Source organism: Psychromonas sp. KJ10-5, from assembly GCF_055808325.1.
In genome coordinates, this window is the sequence record NZ_CM147864.1 from 162,919 (window position 1) to 179,310 (window position 16,392).

General features: G+C 36.8%; 15 protein-coding genes. 12 read left to right on the forward strand and 3 right to left on the reverse strand.

The window, feature by feature from the left end; translation table 11 throughout:
• Nucleotides 1-44 precede the first annotated feature (44 nt).
• Entirely contained in the window at nt 45-1,997 is a 1,953-nt protein-coding gene (locus AC0L3W_RS00860) for a TRAP transporter permease (RefSeq protein WP_290039926.1), read from the forward strand.
• A gap of 76 nt (nt 1,998-2,073) precedes the next feature.
• Entirely contained in the window at nt 2,074-3,135 is a 1,062-nt protein-coding gene (locus AC0L3W_RS00865; protein ID WP_290039925.1) for a carbon-nitrogen hydrolase family protein, read from the forward strand.
• Between the two features lie 15 nt (nt 3,136-3,150).
• Here AC0L3W_RS00865 and AC0L3W_RS00870 read toward each other — a convergent pair whose 3' ends face one another.
• On the reverse strand, nt 3,151-4,053 hold the full coding sequence (locus AC0L3W_RS00870) for a LysR family transcriptional regulator (RefSeq protein ID WP_290039924.1): 903 nt from the start codon (nt 4,051-4,053) through the stop codon (nt 3,151-3,153).
• A 314-nt stretch (nt 4,054-4,367) separates the two neighbouring features.
• Between AC0L3W_RS00870 and AC0L3W_RS00875 the strand changes: the two genes are divergently transcribed.
• Nucleotides 4,368-5,117, forward strand: a complete 750-nt coding sequence (locus AC0L3W_RS00875) for a sulfite exporter TauE/SafE family protein (protein WP_290039923.1) — start codon at nt 4,368-4,370, stop codon at nt 5,115-5,117.
• A gap of 229 nt (nt 5,118-5,346) precedes the next feature.
• Here the strand turns inward: AC0L3W_RS00875 and AC0L3W_RS00880 are convergent, their stop codons facing one another.
• The gene (locus AC0L3W_RS00880; RefSeq protein WP_409439901.1) at nt 5,347-5,766 is read right to left on the reverse strand and encodes a DUF3429 domain-containing protein; all 420 of its coding nucleotides are present in this window, start codon (nt 5,764-5,766) and stop codon (nt 5,347-5,349) included.
• A gap of 833 nt (nt 5,767-6,599) precedes the next feature.
• Here AC0L3W_RS00880 and AC0L3W_RS00885 point away from each other — a divergent pair.
• From AC0L3W_RS00885 to AC0L3W_RS00910, 6 genes are all read left to right on the forward strand, one after another.
• Nucleotides 6,600-7,277, forward strand: coding sequence for a response regulator transcription factor (locus AC0L3W_RS00885; RefSeq protein ID WP_290039921.1), 678 nt, complete (start codon nt 6,600-6,602; stop codon nt 7,275-7,277).
• Complete coding sequence (locus tag AC0L3W_RS00890; RefSeq protein WP_290039920.1) at nt 7,274-8,683, forward strand: sensor histidine kinase; 1,410 nt, start codon at nt 7,274-7,276, stop codon at nt 8,681-8,683. Before AC0L3W_RS00885 ends, AC0L3W_RS00890 begins: the two co-directional genes overlap by 4 nt.
• Nucleotides 8,684-8,793: 110 nt before the next feature.
• A complete protein-coding gene (locus AC0L3W_RS00895; RefSeq protein WP_290039919.1) occupies nt 8,794-9,816 on the forward strand; it encodes a glycosyltransferase family 2 protein in 1,023 nt (340 codons plus the stop codon).
• The gene (locus AC0L3W_RS00900; RefSeq protein ID WP_409439900.1) at nt 9,816-11,210 is read left to right on the forward strand and encodes an ArnT family glycosyltransferase; all 1,395 of its coding nucleotides are present in this window, start codon (nt 9,816-9,818) and stop codon (nt 11,208-11,210) included. The genes AC0L3W_RS00895 and AC0L3W_RS00900 overlap by 1 nt, the downstream gene beginning before the upstream one ends.
• Nucleotides 11,203-11,586 (forward strand): GtrA family protein, encoded by a 384-nt coding sequence (locus AC0L3W_RS00905; RefSeq protein ID WP_409439899.1) that lies wholly within the window; start codon nt 11,203-11,205, stop codon nt 11,584-11,586. Before AC0L3W_RS00900 ends, AC0L3W_RS00905 begins: the two co-directional genes overlap by 8 nt.
• Before the next feature lie 235 nt (nt 11,587-11,821).
• Entirely contained in the window at nt 11,822-12,709 is an 888-nt protein-coding gene (locus tag AC0L3W_RS00910; protein WP_409439898.1) for a DMT family transporter, read from the forward strand.
• A gap of 275 nt (nt 12,710-12,984) precedes the next feature.
• Here AC0L3W_RS00910 and AC0L3W_RS00915 read toward each other — a convergent pair whose 3' ends face one another.
• Entirely contained in the window at nt 12,985-13,146 is a 162-nt protein-coding gene (locus AC0L3W_RS00915; RefSeq protein WP_409439897.1) for a hypothetical protein, read from the reverse strand.
• A 261-nt stretch (nt 13,147-13,407) separates the two neighbouring features.
• On the opposite strand from AC0L3W_RS00915, the gene AC0L3W_RS00920 reads away from it, so the two are divergent.
• The 3 genes from AC0L3W_RS00920 to AC0L3W_RS00930 all read left to right on the forward strand — a co-directional run bounded on the left by AC0L3W_RS00920 (nt 13,408) and on the right by AC0L3W_RS00930 (nt 16,222).
• Nucleotides 13,408-14,007 (forward strand): DUF4202 domain-containing protein, encoded by a 600-nt coding sequence (locus AC0L3W_RS00920; protein ID WP_409439896.1) that lies wholly within the window; start codon nt 13,408-13,410, stop codon nt 14,005-14,007.
• Between the two features lie 364 nt (nt 14,008-14,371).
• Entirely contained in the window at nt 14,372-15,556 is a 1,185-nt protein-coding gene (gene metC / locus AC0L3W_RS00925; RefSeq protein ID WP_409439895.1) for a cystathionine beta-lyase, read from the forward strand.
• Between the two features lie 18 nt (nt 15,557-15,574).
• Entirely contained in the window at nt 15,575-16,222 is a 648-nt protein-coding gene (locus AC0L3W_RS00930; RefSeq protein WP_409439894.1) for a VOC family protein, read from the forward strand.
• Nucleotides 16,223-16,392: the final 170 nt, after the last annotated feature.

Sequence of the window (16,392 nt, forward strand, 5' to 3'; positions counted from 1 at the left end):
TTTTGTAAATGTTGTTCGATTAAAGACAAGCTAAAGGAATGGATATGTTAGAAAACAAATCAAAAATCATGAGCATTAGCCATTGGGCTTTATGTTTGGTAGGTGGCTGTCTTCTCATCTATCACATGATCACTCTCTGGGCGAGTGTTCATGGCGCAATGAAGCACTACACTATGCACCTTACTGCGGTACTGATCATTGGTGCTTTATTGATCATGGGGAATCGCTCAGCAGATAAGTCATCGAGCTCTAGACTGATCGATATTATTACCTCCCTTGTAAGTTTAGTGTTAGCAACTGGAGCAGGTATTTATCTCTACGCAAATGCAGAAATATTAGAGGTTACTCAACCTTTTGTTGAGAATGATGCTTTGATTGCTGGAGCCTGCATTATTGCTGCCGTTATTTTAATTACATGGCGTATGTGGGGAGCAACTATTGCTGTTGTTTGCCTTGTGGGTGCGGCTTATATGACATTTGGTCATTTACTACCAGAGTCTTTGGCATCACGCCAACAACCCCTTAATGTCGCAATTAGCTTTCTGGGAGGGATTGGTGGTCCGCGTGGAGTACTTAATTACATGCCGCTATCTGCAGATATGATTTTCTTATTGCTAGTTTACGGCGGTTTACTTCATGGAACACGTGTTATTGATACCTTTGGTGAGCTAGGCCAAGCGATTGGATTGTTGGTTAAAGGTGGTGTTGCTTATTCCGCTGTTGTTGCTAGTACATTGATAGGTATGGTGACAGGTCAAGCAATTAGTAATATTGCCTTATCGGGTGTCATGACTATCCCTACAATGAAAAAGAATGGATTTACTGCGGATGAAGCAGGGGCCATTGAAGTGATGTCTTCAACTGGAAGCCAATTATTACCGCCTATTATGGGGTTAGGTGCCTTTTTAATGGCAGTAATATTGGGTGTTTCTTATATTGAAGTTGTTGTTGCCGGGCTTATTCCGGGCTTACTTTATATGTTTGCCATTAGTATTGCTCTTTATAGTTTAGTAGGCCATAAACCGCGTAATCTTTCACAAAAATATAAAATTAACTGGCAAAAGATTAAATGGACACTGCCGTCATTTATCTTATCTTTTACCGTGCTAATCGTATTATTGGTACTGCGCTATTCTCCTGCTATGGCTGGCTTTTGGGGAGGACTCATTGTTGTTTTACTTTCTTTTGTTCGTCCTGCTAAATACCGTCCAAACTTTAAAGAGTTGTGGAAAGGTTGTTTAACAGGTTTAGAAACAGCGGTGCAATTGACTGTAGTGCTAGCTGCCATTGGACTGGTTGTGCAAACCCTTACAACAACAGGTCTTGGTGTATCAGCGGGGCATCTGATCTCAGTTTACACTGACGGTAATATTGTTATTGCGCTGATGATTGGGATGGCAGTGTCTCTGATCGTAGGGATGGGGCTACCTACTCCTGCCGCTTATGCACTGATTGCTATCATTGTTGTACCTGGTTTAATTGATGCTGGATTACCACCTATTGCAGCAAATATGTATGGCTTTTATTTTGCAATCTTCTCAGCTCTTACTCCCCCTGTTGCTGTCGGTATTTTAGTGGCCGTTAGAATATCTGGAGGTAGTTTTATACGCAGTGCACTTGAAGCAGCGAAATTGGGATGCTGTGCTTTGCTTGTACCCTTTGTATTTGTTTCTATTCCTAGTGTATTGGACCCTGAAAATATTACTTCACAAGCGGTGCTTGGGATTGTCGTTTTCTTATGTGCATCTATTTTAACCGCTGGTGTTGTTTACGGGGCTATTGGTCGAAAACTAAGTTCATGTGAGCGTCTAGTGTATTTGTTCGCAGGGCCATTATCGCTAATCGTTTATTTATTAACTCATAATGTTTGGGTAGGGCTAGTGCCAATTCTCACCATAATTATTCGAGTGGTATTAACGCGTCGTGACAAGGTTAAAAGCAAAAAGGTAACGGAGTCAAAAACATCTAATGATAACGAACCTGTTCTTCAAAATTAATTTATCGACCTAATACCGATATTTAATAGAAAAATTATTTAATTTTAAAATTTAAGAATATGAGAAGGAAAGTCCTATGACTTCAAGTACTAACAAAAATAATACCGTCCGAGTGGCTGCTGCACATGTTTCTTCAGAGTTTTTTGATCCTGAAGCGGGGGTAAGAAAAGCAATTAAATATCTAACTGAAGCGGCTAAAGCAGGTGTTGACCTTATTGTTTTTCCGGAGAGTTTTATTCCTGGTTTTCCAATCTGGAATGCATTATCAAGCCCAATAAAGGGACATGAAAATTTTGTTAAATTTGCTGCTTCATCGCTGCGTGTTGATGGACCTGAAATTAAGGCGATTGCTAGCGCTGCTGCACAACAGAAAATATCAGTTTCGCTTGGTTTTTCAGAAGTGGCTTCATACTCCGCAGGGTGTTTATGGAACTCCATGGTATTGATTAACGCACAAGGTATTATTGTTAATCACCACCGTAAACTAGTACCAACTTTTTATGAAAAGTTAACGTGGAGCCGTGGTGATGGAGCTGGGTTAACGGTTGTTGATATGCCGTTCGGTCGAGTGGGTGGCTTGATTTGTGGAGAAAATGGTAATCCTTTATCACGCTATGCTCTTATGGCGCAAGGTGAAGAGATTCACTGTGCTAACTATCCGCCAATTTGGCCATTTAAAGATCCTCGCAATTCAGAACCTTATGATTTAGCTGATGCAATTCGTGTACGTGCTGCTGCGCATTGTTTTGAAGCGAAAGTGTTTTCTATTGTTTCAGCAGGTTTTATAACAGATGAAAATATCGCTTTGTTGTGTGATGACGATGAAGCTAGAGCAATTTTAGAAGGCTCTCCAAGGTCTGCTTCTATGATTGTCACTCCTAGCGGAACAACATTAGGTGAAACGTTATCTGACCGTGAAGGGCTTGTAATAGCTGATATAGATGTTAGCAGCCTCGTAGAATTAAAGCAGCATCATGATATGGCTGGTTATTATAATAGACATGATGTGTTTAATGTATCGGTTAATCGCTCTCGACAAAAACCATTGCATGACATAGTCATTAATAGTGCGTCAAATTCTGTATCAGATGTTAATACAACATTAGAAGAGAGTTTGGAGCTGATTAATTATACTTAAAGTTTTTTAAGCAGTTTATGAGGCTGCTTCAAAAAAAGATTCAATATGGGCTGAAAATATATCTGCAATGCGTCGAGGTTCTAATCGACTGTAATGTACCAACACAATATTGAGTGGATCGACCTTATCTTTGATCGGTTTAATCACGACCTGATTACCATTATAGGTGACTGGAGATTTTGGTTTTAAGTTTAATACTGATACACCTAAACCACTCGCAACAAAGGTGCGAACAGTCTCAAATGAGTTAGTACGGTAACGTATATTGGGAGATAACTTATGTTTTGCAAAAAGCGAAATAAAGTAATCATTAGTATAAGGTAAATCCATTAAAATATAAGGACGCTGTACCAGGTCTTTTAGCTCAACTTCCTCTTGTTGAGCAAGCGGATCGTCGAGTGGTAACAGCGCATAGGGCTCTCTAGTTGCGATATATTTTGCTTTCATTGATTTGGGGATATTTAAATCAAATGTTAATGCTAGTTCTACTTTCCCGCTACTGAGTGCATCGAAAATAGCTGCTTGATCTAAGTCGTGAATATGAACATTAATATCGGGATATTTTTCTTTAAAGGTTCGAATAATTTCAGATAAATAATTGGATCCTAAGTTCATAAAGAAAGCGATAGAAATATTACCGATTAGTTGTGATTTAACAGCGCTTGTTGCCACGCGAAATGATTCTGCATGTCTTATCAGGATTCTTGCTTCTTCTAAGACTTTCATGCCCTGAGTGGTTAATCGGATACCTTTAGATGGATAGCGTACAAACAATTGAAGATCGAGTGTTTTCTCTATTTCTATAATTGCAGCAGAAATACTCGGTTGTGATATGTGGAGTTTATTAGCTGCCTCAGATAAGCTGCCACATTCTGCCGCCGCTATAAAATAACGAATAGGTCGTAGTTTTATATCCATGGTTTTTATCCTAATTATTGACGGGAATATAGCTAAATCCTATATGAAATGTTATTTAGTATAAACAACAATCACAATATATTGATTAAAGTTGAGATGTTTTGTGAGTTTTAGAAATAGCTGATTTAAGGTAGTAAATTCTGCTATTCATAACACTACTCATATGTACCAAAAGCTGAGAGCATTAAACTCATGCTTATTATACGAAAGCGTTTGATTTTAGACGATTTCTTACATATCACTCTGATCTTTAGTCAGGCGATATTATGGGTAAAAAATAAACTATTTACTTTTAATTTTTTAATTGAGTTTTTATGAATGATGTTTCTTTATGGCTTCTGTTAGCCTTTATCGTCGCAAGTTACGTACAAAGCATAACAGGGTTTGCGTTTGGCTTAATCGCAATGAGTATTGCAGGTGTATTCTCCTTAGTACCGATAGAAATTGCAGCATTTTCTGTGAGTGTGTTAAGTATGGTGAATGCGGGCACAAGTTTGTATGGTGGAGTGTGGAGGCAGGTAAATGCAAAGAATTTTTTGATCTTTTTTATTGGCTCTACTCCAATGATTGCCGTTGGTGTTTATCTATTAACTTTTTTTGGCGAAAACGCACTGCATTGGTTGCAACTCTTATTGGGAGTAAGCATTATTTTGGCGTGTCTAATGAGCTTAGTAAAGCCTAAGAAAGACGTTAAACCTTCCAGGTCTTGGGTGTATTTTGTATTTGGTGGTATTTCTGGAGTCTTTGGTGGTTTATTTGCTACTTCTGGGCCTCCTATCTCTTATTTAATGTACCGTCAGCCAATAGCTTTAAGTGTCATCCGAGCGACATTACTCAGTGTTTTCTTTCTTTCCTCTCTATTACGAATTGTTATTATGGGCGTGAGTAATCAAATTACAACACCAATGGTATGGTGTAGTTTAGCTGGGTTACCTTGTGTTTTTATTGTCGCAATGTTGGCTAAACGTTACCCACCTAATATTTCTCCACAAGTGATCAAGCGTATTGCACTTATATTATTGTTTTTATCCGGAGTTAGCTTGTCGTTAAAAGCATTACTTTAATAACTTATTTAAAAATATTGAAAAAACTTGGATATTAGCTTGGAAAAGTAGGGGACTAGAGCCACTATTTAATAATAAAGGAGAGGCTCACTTTCAAAAATAAGTTAGATTATTTTTCATGAATACTGAGAGCCATCTAGTTTATCTACTTTTCTAATCAAAGGTCGTGGACACCCATAAACTTTTATAATTATTTGGCTGCCCATAAACAAGGTTAAGCGACTCACGGTTATTTAGGATAAAGGCTCATACCTATTGTAAGCATGTGGCACATAAACACGACAGAGGTCAGTACAAAACGCATCTTTTGATAATCTTTGTGATAGGTTTTCCATTGCGCTGTGGTCTTTTCAAATATAAGTACCAACCAAAAGCTTGCTCCTAACCAAGCAAGCGTCCATTCAACAGGCAAAAATGATAAAAATGGTACCGGAATAACGGGGGCTACTGCTTTTATCGCACCGCTATAACTTTGTTCACCAGCGCGCCACAGATTACCAGCCATAAAAGCAAGTATGGCAATACTATAAAAAGTAAAAAATGCTAAGTTCGCACTATTACTTCCAAACATTATCGGCCAGGCTACGCAGCCTAAAAATGGCAATAATCCTAAATAGCCAAGTTGAATATGGTTAATGAATTTTCTCATTGTGGCATGCCTTATGTGTAAGTGTTTTAAGCTGGGGATTGTAGTAGCGATTTGAAAATATGAATAAAGTAACGATTTATAAGTTAGTTACGAAAAGTACTAATGAATAGTTCAATCTCCGAAATTGATTGTTTTAATCTAAACAATCAATTTTATTTAACTTCTTTGGGTTCTGGCTGTATTAATCAGCTAACGAGAAAACCCATATATTTAGGCTGTTTGAGTTACTTTGATAAATATTTTTAAAACAAATGATGAATACTATGAGCACTGCATTAATCAGTACAAAAGCTCAAGGTTTCAACGCAATTGCATACCACAATGATAAAGGTAGTGAATAGCCACTAACTTTTATAGTTATTTGCCTGTCTAGCGATTTCACAGCTATTTTACTAAATTATCTAGGTTGATTTTTGCTCCTAGGCACGCGAAAAGATCAATACGTCTCTACCCTGATGGCGGCTTACTACCGCTGAACAAGTCAATAGGACTTGTGGCTACTTGGGGAAAATAAAGATAACAAAGGTTACATTCAGTAGCCTTTCATTTAATTGTGTTTAATAGGAAGTATGATTTGTCGTTTAGTCACTCAGCAACTAATATAAACTTAAAAAATAGCTTTAAGGCACTTTGCATTACAAAGTGAGCTAGAACAGGCTAACTTATATCTACAACCAGAAGTGCTGTTTCGAGTAACTTCTTTACTTAATTTTAATAGATCAATATTAATAATATTTCACAGAATTATGTGATGAAGAAATAGTATGACTCCTCAGTAAAACTTAAGTCTTGTAGTGCATAATTTAATTTTACAAAAACACGAGACTATTTATATGAAATTACTCTTAGTTGAAGACTCTGAATCACTTAGAAATAGCCTAAAAGTGGGCTTAGGAAATTTAGGTTTTACTGTTGATGCAACTGGTGATGGAGCTGAGGGGTTAACCATGGCGACAATGGGAAACTATGATCTTATGATTTTAGACCTTATGTTGCCTAGTGTTGATGGTTTAACGGTATTAAAAACAATTAGGCGTAAAAAAAGTGAATTAAAAGTGCTTATTCTATCAGCTAAGGGCGAGACGGAAGATCGAATTGAAGGCTTAGTCTCAGGCGCTGATGATTATCTAGCGAAACCTTTCTCTTTTGATGAGTTACACGTTCGTTTACAAGCTCTATCTAGAAGAGGCGCTTTGCTAATAGATGAAAATATTATTGAGGTTAATGATTTTATTTTAAATACTCAATTATTTACTCTTTCATTTCATGGAAAAAATATTAATTTAACACCAAATGAATATAAGTTAATTGAATGTATTTTTAAGCAAAGAAAACTGGTTTTTTCTCCAGAAAAATTGAGTGAGTACCTGGCTGGGCAATATGATTCTATGTCTAAAAATACAATAGAGGCTCATTTATCCTCAGCGAGAAAAAAAGCAAAAGCAGCTGGAGGAATATTACCAATTATTAATAAACGTGGTTTTGGTTACATGGTTGATCAAACTTTATGATGTCTATCAGAAATAATTTAGTTAAAAGCCTATCGATTTCACTTTCGCTTGTTTTTGCTTTAGTGATGCTAATTATAGATGTCGTACTCGATAATTGGGTCGATAAAGAATTTGAACAGTCACTTATGAGTAAAGCTTCATTATTAGTTGCTTTAGTATCAGAAGATGAGCGCGGTGTTGAGTTTGAATTTTCTGGTGAGTTTATGCCTGAATTTGAGAGGCAAAATAACGCGGAATATTTTCAATTATGGATAGGTGATGAAGTCTATGAAAAATCAGATTCATTAGATTTTCAATTAAATAATAGTTTGCCTTTTGTACCTTTATTGGAAGGTAAAAAGAAAATTATTGAGACTCGCTTACCCGATGGGCGTGACGGGTTAATTATTTATTACTCTTTTAAGGCACAAGTCGATACTGCCAAAAGATCTGGGTTTTACACACATTTAAAAGAGGCTGGTGTAACTCAACCTACAATGCTCTTAGCTTATGCGGCTTCTACAGAAGATACAGAGGGGATACTAGTTTTTCTAGACTTTTTGTTTGTTCTGGCGACGTTTATTGTTGTTTTTTTAGTTGTATATGTGGTGAGAAATAAGGTTGATCTAGGGTTAATTCCACTGAATGAATTAAATAATGAGCTTAAAAAAATTAAAATAAGCGATGAAAATTTAAAGCTATCAAATAAAAACTTGTCGCTAGAATTAGTGCCTTTTATAGATAGTATTAATAGCTTTATTGATCAGAATAAAACGTTATATGAAAAAGAAAAACGGTTAACTTCAGACATTGCACATGAATTAAAAACCCCTATTACAGAGTTGATTAACCTTACTGAAGTTGTTATCAAATTCCCTCAAGATAAAATATCCAAAGCTGATTACCCACAGCAAGTGTTAGGTATTTCTTGGCGCTTAAAAAATGTTATCTCAAATCTTTTATTGTTAAATAAGTTATCTGGTAATGGACTTCCTAAGGATGATATTTTTGATTATCAACAAATTATTCATGCACTATATGCTCCTTATGAAAGTCGCATCATTTTGAATTTTCAAACTGAGCTTCCTCCTTTAGAAAATAATTTATTTGCAGTAGAAACCGTTTTGAAAAACTTAATCAATAATGCTATTCAATATAGTCCTAAGGAGTCTGTGATATTGCTTACTTTAGAGTCAGTGGGCGAGTTACCTCATGTCTCAATCTCTAATGAAGTATCTGAAGCATTATCTGTTGAAGATTTAGAGAATATGTTTGAGCCTATGTGGCAAAAAGATATTTCTCGTAGCTCTAGTGAAAATTTTGGCCTGGGGTTGGCCATTGTTGCTTCTCTTTGTGATGCCATTGATGCAGACATTAAAGTTACATTAACTCAAAAAACGATTACGTTTGATGTGCTATTTAACTAGCGGCTAGATAGCGGTATTTTAATTATCTATATTAAACATTCAGTTTATATTAAGTGAACCTTAAGTCTTCCATGAAATAGTGTTTCCTATCTTAACTTAGGAAACTTTATATGATCTTACATACCTCTAATGATACTACGCAGAAAAATGCAGGGGCTTGCTCTATTGTTGTCCCAATTTATAACGAAGAAAATGTAATTCCCCAATTCCATTCTAGATTAAATCGTGTTGTAAAGTTATTGGATATGCAAGTCCATGTTATTTATGTGAATGACGGAAGCTATGATAAAAGCACTCAAATAATTGAAAACTTAACCAATTTAGAATACGACTTTACATTAATTAATTTAAGTCGAAACTTTGGTAAAGAGGCTGCTATGTCAGCTGGGTTAAGTAAAGCGGAGGGTGATTTCACTATTATTCTTGATGTAGATCTGCAAGATCCACCTGAGTTGATTCCTTCTATGATTGATAAATGGAAAGAGGGGGCGGATATTGTTTGCATGCAGCGTAATAAAAGATATGGGGAGTCATGGTTTAAAAAAGTCTCTGCCTTTTTGTTTTATAAAATAATTAATCGTTTAGCTGATTGCGATATTCCAGAAAACGTTGGCGACTTTAGGTTGTTAGATAAAAAAGTCGTGAGGGAGTTAATTCAATTACGAGAAAAAAATATATACATGAAAGGCTTATTGGCCTGGCCGGGGTTTAATCAAGTTATTTTAAGTTTTGATAGAGATCAGCGGTTTAGCGGAGAGTCAAAATGGCCGTTACAAAAATTACTCGCTTTGGCGATGGATGGTATAACTTCGTTTAGTACAAAACCATTACAAATAGCGACCTACCTTGGGGCTGCAATTGCTAGTGGATCATTCTTTTATGCTGTTTTTACTGTTTTAAAAACATTCATCTTAGGTGAAACGGTGACAGGATTCCCTACCATTATTGTTGCTATTACTGGGTTAGGGGGAGTGCAGTTACTGTCGATTGGCTTAATAGGTGCATATGTAGGGAGAATTTATAATGAGGTTAAGAATCGACCTCGATTTATTGTTGCGTCTGAAGTGAATAAAGCAGCAGCAGAAACGAGTAAGGTCATTTCAATCTCATGCTCTCGAAAGGAGGTCATATAATGCAGAAGTTACCTATCCGCATTACCATTTTTATCTCCGTTATCATGCTTATTCGGTTAGCTTCACTTCAATTATATCCTTTAATGGATACCACAGAGGCCAGGTATGGAGAAATGGCTCGTTTGATGGTGGAAACCAATAATTGGATCACTCCTTTATTTAACTATGATGTGCCTTTTTGGGGTAAGCCTCCTATGCAGACGTGGGTAAGTGCATTATCAGGAAAAATATTAGGAATAAGTGAGTTTTCATTACGTTTTCCTCATTTTATCAGTGGCATACTAACCATCTTTATTGTTGGGTATTTTGCTTATAGAAAACGTATGTCGCCATCACTGAGTATGTTTGTGTTACTTACTTGCGCTGGGTTTTATATCGCAAGTGGTGCGATTATGACTGATTCATTGTTAACACTTTCAATGACCTTATCTATGTTTGGTTTTTATTTTGGATGGCAAAACCATAGTAAAAAATATGCTTATTTAGGGTTCGTTGGAATAGGTCTTGGTCTATTGATTAAAGGACCACTTATTATTGTGTTGATTGGCTTATCTATTCTTCCTTGGATCATTATTAATTATGGAGTGTTAGAAGGGGCGAAACAATTTTGGTTGCGTATTCCCATTTTTTCAGGGTTCTTACTATCGTTAATAATTGCTGGTCCATGGTATATAGTTGCAGAACAAACAACGCCAGGTTTTCTTCATTACTTCTTAGTTGGTGAGCATTGGTCACGATTTACTGTTAGTGGTTGGAATGGAGACCTTTATGGTAATGCACATGACGAGCCTAGAGGAATGATCTGGTTGTTTTGGCTATACACCGCATTTCCTTGGTCTTTGGTTCTCTTATATCGACTAATCAAAAGCTCAAAACAGAGAATGCTTTTTACAGATAGTGAAAGTAAAAACTGGCATACTTTTTTGCTCTGTTGGTTAATTTCTCCCATGTTATTATTTACATTTTCGGGCAATATTTTACCTATGTATGTATTACCTGGTTTACCTGCATTGGCTTTGTTATTAACTTCGAGAAAGCAAACATTGAGTCGAGGTGAAATATCCATTGGTTGTTTTGCACCTGTTGTTGTCGTCTGCTTACTAATATTTGGAAAACCAATCTTTGAAGCAAAAAGTGATGCTGTTTTAATAGAAGCAACAAATAAAAAATTTCCAGTCTATTATATTAATAACTACAGTTTTTCTGGAAGATTTTACACCCAAGGACAAGCTAAAATCTGGAGGGAAGAGAATCAAAAAACTACGTTACCCTACTACATTGTGACAGCTGATAATCAAATCAAAAATAATATGAAAATATTAAATAACTGTAGTTTCAAAACTAAAAATAGAAAGCGCTCTCTGTATTTTTGTTCGAATAACCAAAATGAATAAAAAACTCTGCTTTTTAACCGTTGGGGCAATTGCGTTCTGTATTGACGCCAGTGTTTTTTGGTTCTTATTTGACGTAGTGAGTATTGAAATGTATTGCTCTAGAATTACAGCATTTATTTTTGCTGTGTTAGTTACTTGGTATGGGAACCGAACATTTACTTTTCAAGAGCGAAAGCAATTACCAATATATAAACAACTTAGAAGAGCTTTTGTTAGCTCTCTTTGCTCGCTATTACCAAATATAACGTTTTTTTATCTTTTAACTTCCGTTTTACCACAACCTAATTTTATTCATATAGCATTTATAGGAGGAGTGATTGCAGGAACAATTAGTAATTTTATATTCAGTGATAAGTTCGTTTACAAGGAATGCTAACTCTTGGTGTTCACTTATTTACCAGACTATCTGATTAATATTTCTATATCAGTTCGTACCTGGATTGAGTTATTGAAGTTCTGTGAAGTTCTGGACGCCCAATAGTTAATTGCAATAAAATCAAAATTTTGCGATTTAAAACCTTTGGGTGTTCTGTCATTCTATATTAAAACCTCAACAAAGTACGAGGGTGTCGGTTAAACTCTCTAGTCATAATGCTAATTGGATCAAACACATGACTCTCAACTATATGCCTACCGTTAAAGACTGGCTTTCTCTGCTGTTACTCATTCTGTTGTGGGGAACATCATTTATGTTTACCGCTGTCTCACTTCAAAGCTTTAGTCCTGTGGCTATCGTCTCTCTTAGAGTTTTGATTGCAGCGATTATTCTCACTCTCTTTATGTATGGCAAGGGGTGGCGTTTGCCTGTGGAGCCCTTGGCTTGGGCGATCTTTTTACTGTTAGGTATCATGGGTAATTTGTTGCCTTTTTTTCTTATCTCAACAGGCCAGAAAGATATTAGCTCGGGCATTACGGGGTTATTGATGGCATTTATGCCGTTAGCGACAATGATTTTGGCGCATTATTTTGTGTCTGGAGAAAGCCTTAATCGCTTTAAAGTTTTTGGTTTTATATTAGGCATTACTGGTGTGGTGATTGTGCTTTGGCCGTCACTTGTAGGTGCCCACAGTAGTTTGCTGAGTGGTCTATTGATTTTATTCGCAACTTTTAGTTATGCGATAAATGCCATTTTAGTGAGACGATTACCCTCCTATAATCCTGTTGTTACGGCAGCGGGTGTGATGATTATTTCTAGTATCGTTATAGTGCCATTGTGGTTGTGGCAAGATTTACCGTGGCAACAAAGTTATTCTTTAAAAGCCTCGTTATCCATGTTGTGGTTAGGTGTTGGCCCGACTGCATTTGCCACCATTCTTTTGTTTGCCGTTATTGGTTCGGCAGGTCCTACATTTCTTTCCTATATAAATTATGTGATTCCTGTTGTGGCGTATTTTACTGGCGCACTTCTTTTAGGCGAAACTATTGATTGGCACAGCCTGGTAGCAATGTTATTTATTATTTCTGGAATAGCACTAACGCGCAAACGGGTAGCTAATTGAATAACTACAGAGTTCTGACGGGCCATTATTGTTTTCTACCTTTGAGTATGCGGTTTTATATGCGAAGAGGTCGTTGTTATAACACCGTTTCGCCAACCTTGAGTATTGTTTCCGATACGCCTTATTAACTAATGAAGAAGTATGTGAACGATGTTGTCAGTTATATTCTAAATCTGTTTTAGTGGAAAGGCGGCAAAGCTTACAAACAAGCTCAATCATAAAAAATAAAGCGGTGTTAGCGGTTATTAATGAGTATTAATAACCAGTAAGCTTATCTACTTTTTATGATCTTTTGTTGTGCCAAGATTTTGCTCTGCACGAAGGGCTTTTTGTGCGCGTTCATCAAGTGGTACGCAACAGCGTTTATTTTCTGGGGTTAACCCCATTTCATCTAGCCAATTACAGTAGTGTTGCCACGTTTTAGTGATTATGTTCATGAAACCTCGATTCTTGTTGATAATCTAGTTATTAGCGAGATACATACTGCAAGACAGTTTATGAATACTCGACAAAGAGGCTATCATACTCTGCTGACTTTATAGCTCACCATTTTTAACTGCTTAACGAGATTTTAAGGTTAAGTGGCGCGCCTACTCAGTAAATCCATTTATAAATTGACTGCTCAACCTCGAAGATATATTAATATCTTCGAGTTTTTTTATATCTATTGAATATTGAGATAAGCATCGGAGTAAGCTATGAGTACACAGCAGCTAGAGCAACTGATTGCATTAATTGATGATGCAAATAATCAAGATCCTAATATAGTTTCGCTTGAAGGTGTTGAATGGCCTAAAGAGCGATTGTATTCACAGCGAATGACTGAGATGTTGTCTCGCTTTAAACCTGATGCCAGTGACATAATACAGATCGCCGTGCGAGGGCAGCATATTCAACGCTGGCAATCATTACGTAGCGATTACCCAGAAGGTAAGCAAGGATATCACCAGTGGCGAACTAACCTTTATACGTTTCATGCCAACCGTGTGGCTGAACTAATGCAACAAGCTGGTTATCAAGCAGATACAATAGAGCAAGTTAAAAATGCAGTGGGGAAAAAGTCTATTAAGCGTAACCCTGATAGTCAATTACTTGAAGATATAGCTGGCTTAGTGTTTGTTGAATACTACATGCTTGAGTTTGCCAATAAGCATCCTGAATACAGCGAAGAAAAGTGGATGGGGATTATCCTTAAAACTTGGAAGAAAATGTCTGATGATGCCCACCAGTTTGCATTAGCAGGAGGCATTACTTTACCCGTGCCTCTACAAAGCTTAATTGTTAAAGCCATTAGTTAATTTGTAATCCTTTATAATTTTTTTTCTAGTTTTTCGTTGGGCTTAGAAAAGCTATAAATAAACTAGGCTCAAACCTCAAACCTCAAACCTCAAACCTCAAACTAAGCAATTAAGTTACTTTCTATCTATGAGTGATTTTGCATCAAAATCATAACTCACTTTAATAGGGACAGATCTATTCTTACCTACTACCGTATTTATAAATCGCCCCTCTTCAATATTAATCCTAATTATTATGTCTACTTTATTTTTTTAATTAATCTTATTTAACTTCATTTGTGCTGTATTTTAATTTTATTGTCTTCTATGTTGACACTTTTGTTGGGGTGTTTTAATGTGTTTACAGCTGATAAGGAGTAGTCAATTGAATAAGCAACCTAATAATATTACCAATGAGTTAGTTCACCTCGGCCGAGATAGTGTCACCAATGGGCGCTCGGTGAATTTACCTGTTCATCAAACCTCTACGATTCTTTTTAATTCACTGGAAGAGTTTGAAGCAGCACGAAATGATCGCTATGAAAAAGGGACCCTTTATTACGGTCGCTATGGCAATCCAGCTACTTTTGAACTTGAAAATATGATCAGTGAACTAGAAGAAGGCGCTGGCTGTGTGGCGGTTTCTTCTGGATTAACTGCTTGTGCTGTATCGCTGATGACCTTTGTTTCTGCAGGTTCGCATATTTTAATTGCAGACACAGTTTATGGTCCAACCCGTATGTTTTGCGAAAATGTATTAAAAACCTATGGGGTGGCTGTTACCTATTTTGATCCGATGATTGGAACTGGTATTGAGCAGCTAGTACAGGAAAATACCAGTGTCATTTTCTTGGAAGCCCCTGGTTCAGGTACTTTTGAAGTGCCAGATATCCCCGCTATTACTAAAGTAGCCAAGGACAAGGGGCTGACTTCTATCATTGATGGTACATGGTCAACGCCTTTGTTTTGTAAGCCAATAACCTTAGGCGTTGATGTGGTTGTGCATTCTGGATCTAAATATATCAGTGGTCATTCTGATGCGATGTTAGGGTTTATTGTGACGGCAACAGAAGCGCAGTATAACCAAGCTCGGAAAATGAGTTTAGCCTTTGGTGACCGAGCGGGAGCGAATGATGTTTTCCTTGCTTTGAGAGGGTTACGCACCTTAGAAATAAGGTTAAAGCAACACCAAGAAAGCACCTTAAAGATCATTGATTGGTTAAAAGCACAGCCATCGGTTTCACGTGTTCTACATCCAGCTTCATCTGATTGTCCTGGTCATGAATTTTGGTGTCGAGATTTCAAAGGTGCTGCAGGTCTATTCAGTATTGAATTAACTAACATTCCAGAGCAAAAAGTCAGAAACATGATTAATAGCTTATCGCTATTTGCTATTGGATTGAGTTGGGGTGGCTTTGAAAGTCTTATTTTACCTGTTGATCCTGCTGCATTCCGTGTAGCCACTGAATGGAAAGAGCGAGGGCCATTAATCAGGTTAAATATTGGTTTAGAGAATACTCAGTCTTTAATTGATGATTTAGCAGCCGGCTTTAGTCATCTTAATGAATAATTATTTAAAGGAATAATCATGACAGTTAAAAATAAAATAGATCACATTGTGATCGGTGCTAATGACCTAGAACAGGGTGTTGCTTTCATTAAAGAAAAGTTGAATGTGATACTCCCTAAAGCCAGTAAACATGCAGACATGAGTACTCATAACTGCGTTGCACCCACAGGTAATGACTCTTTCATTGAGATTTTATCGGTAGATCCCGAGGCTCCAACACCACCAAGAGCTCGTTGGTTCGATATGGATAATCCTACTATTGCTGAGAAGTTTAAACAGTCACCTTGTGCTTATCATTGGGTTGTTGGTACAACAGATTTAGATGTGGTTATTGCAAATAGTCCGATACCGCTCGGAGAGGTGGTTAAATTCACTCGTGGAGATCGCAGTTGGCGATTGACTATTCCCACTGACGGCAGCTTACAAGAAAATGGCTTGATCCCTACCTTTATTGAATGGTCTCCTGGTGCACATCCATCGTCGGGTATGGCGGATTTAGGGCTTGAGTTACAAGAAGTGATGTTGACGCATCCAAAACCTGCTTGGTTAATAGATATTTTACTAAAATTGAATGTTGCCCATTTAGCGACGGTTATTGCTGGTGAAGATAAAGCGATTACTTTCAATATTGCTGTTAATAACCAAGCCCCAGTTCAAATCAGTTAATCCCACTTATTATTCAAAAATACTGTTTATGTTGTTATCTCCTTGTAACAACATAATTTTTTCATGCCTGCCTGTTTGTTTATTTCTTTCTGTCATTAAATTTTATTTTAAATATTTATTAATTAGCTTCTGGATCTTTATTTTATTTTCGTATAATGTTTTATTATATA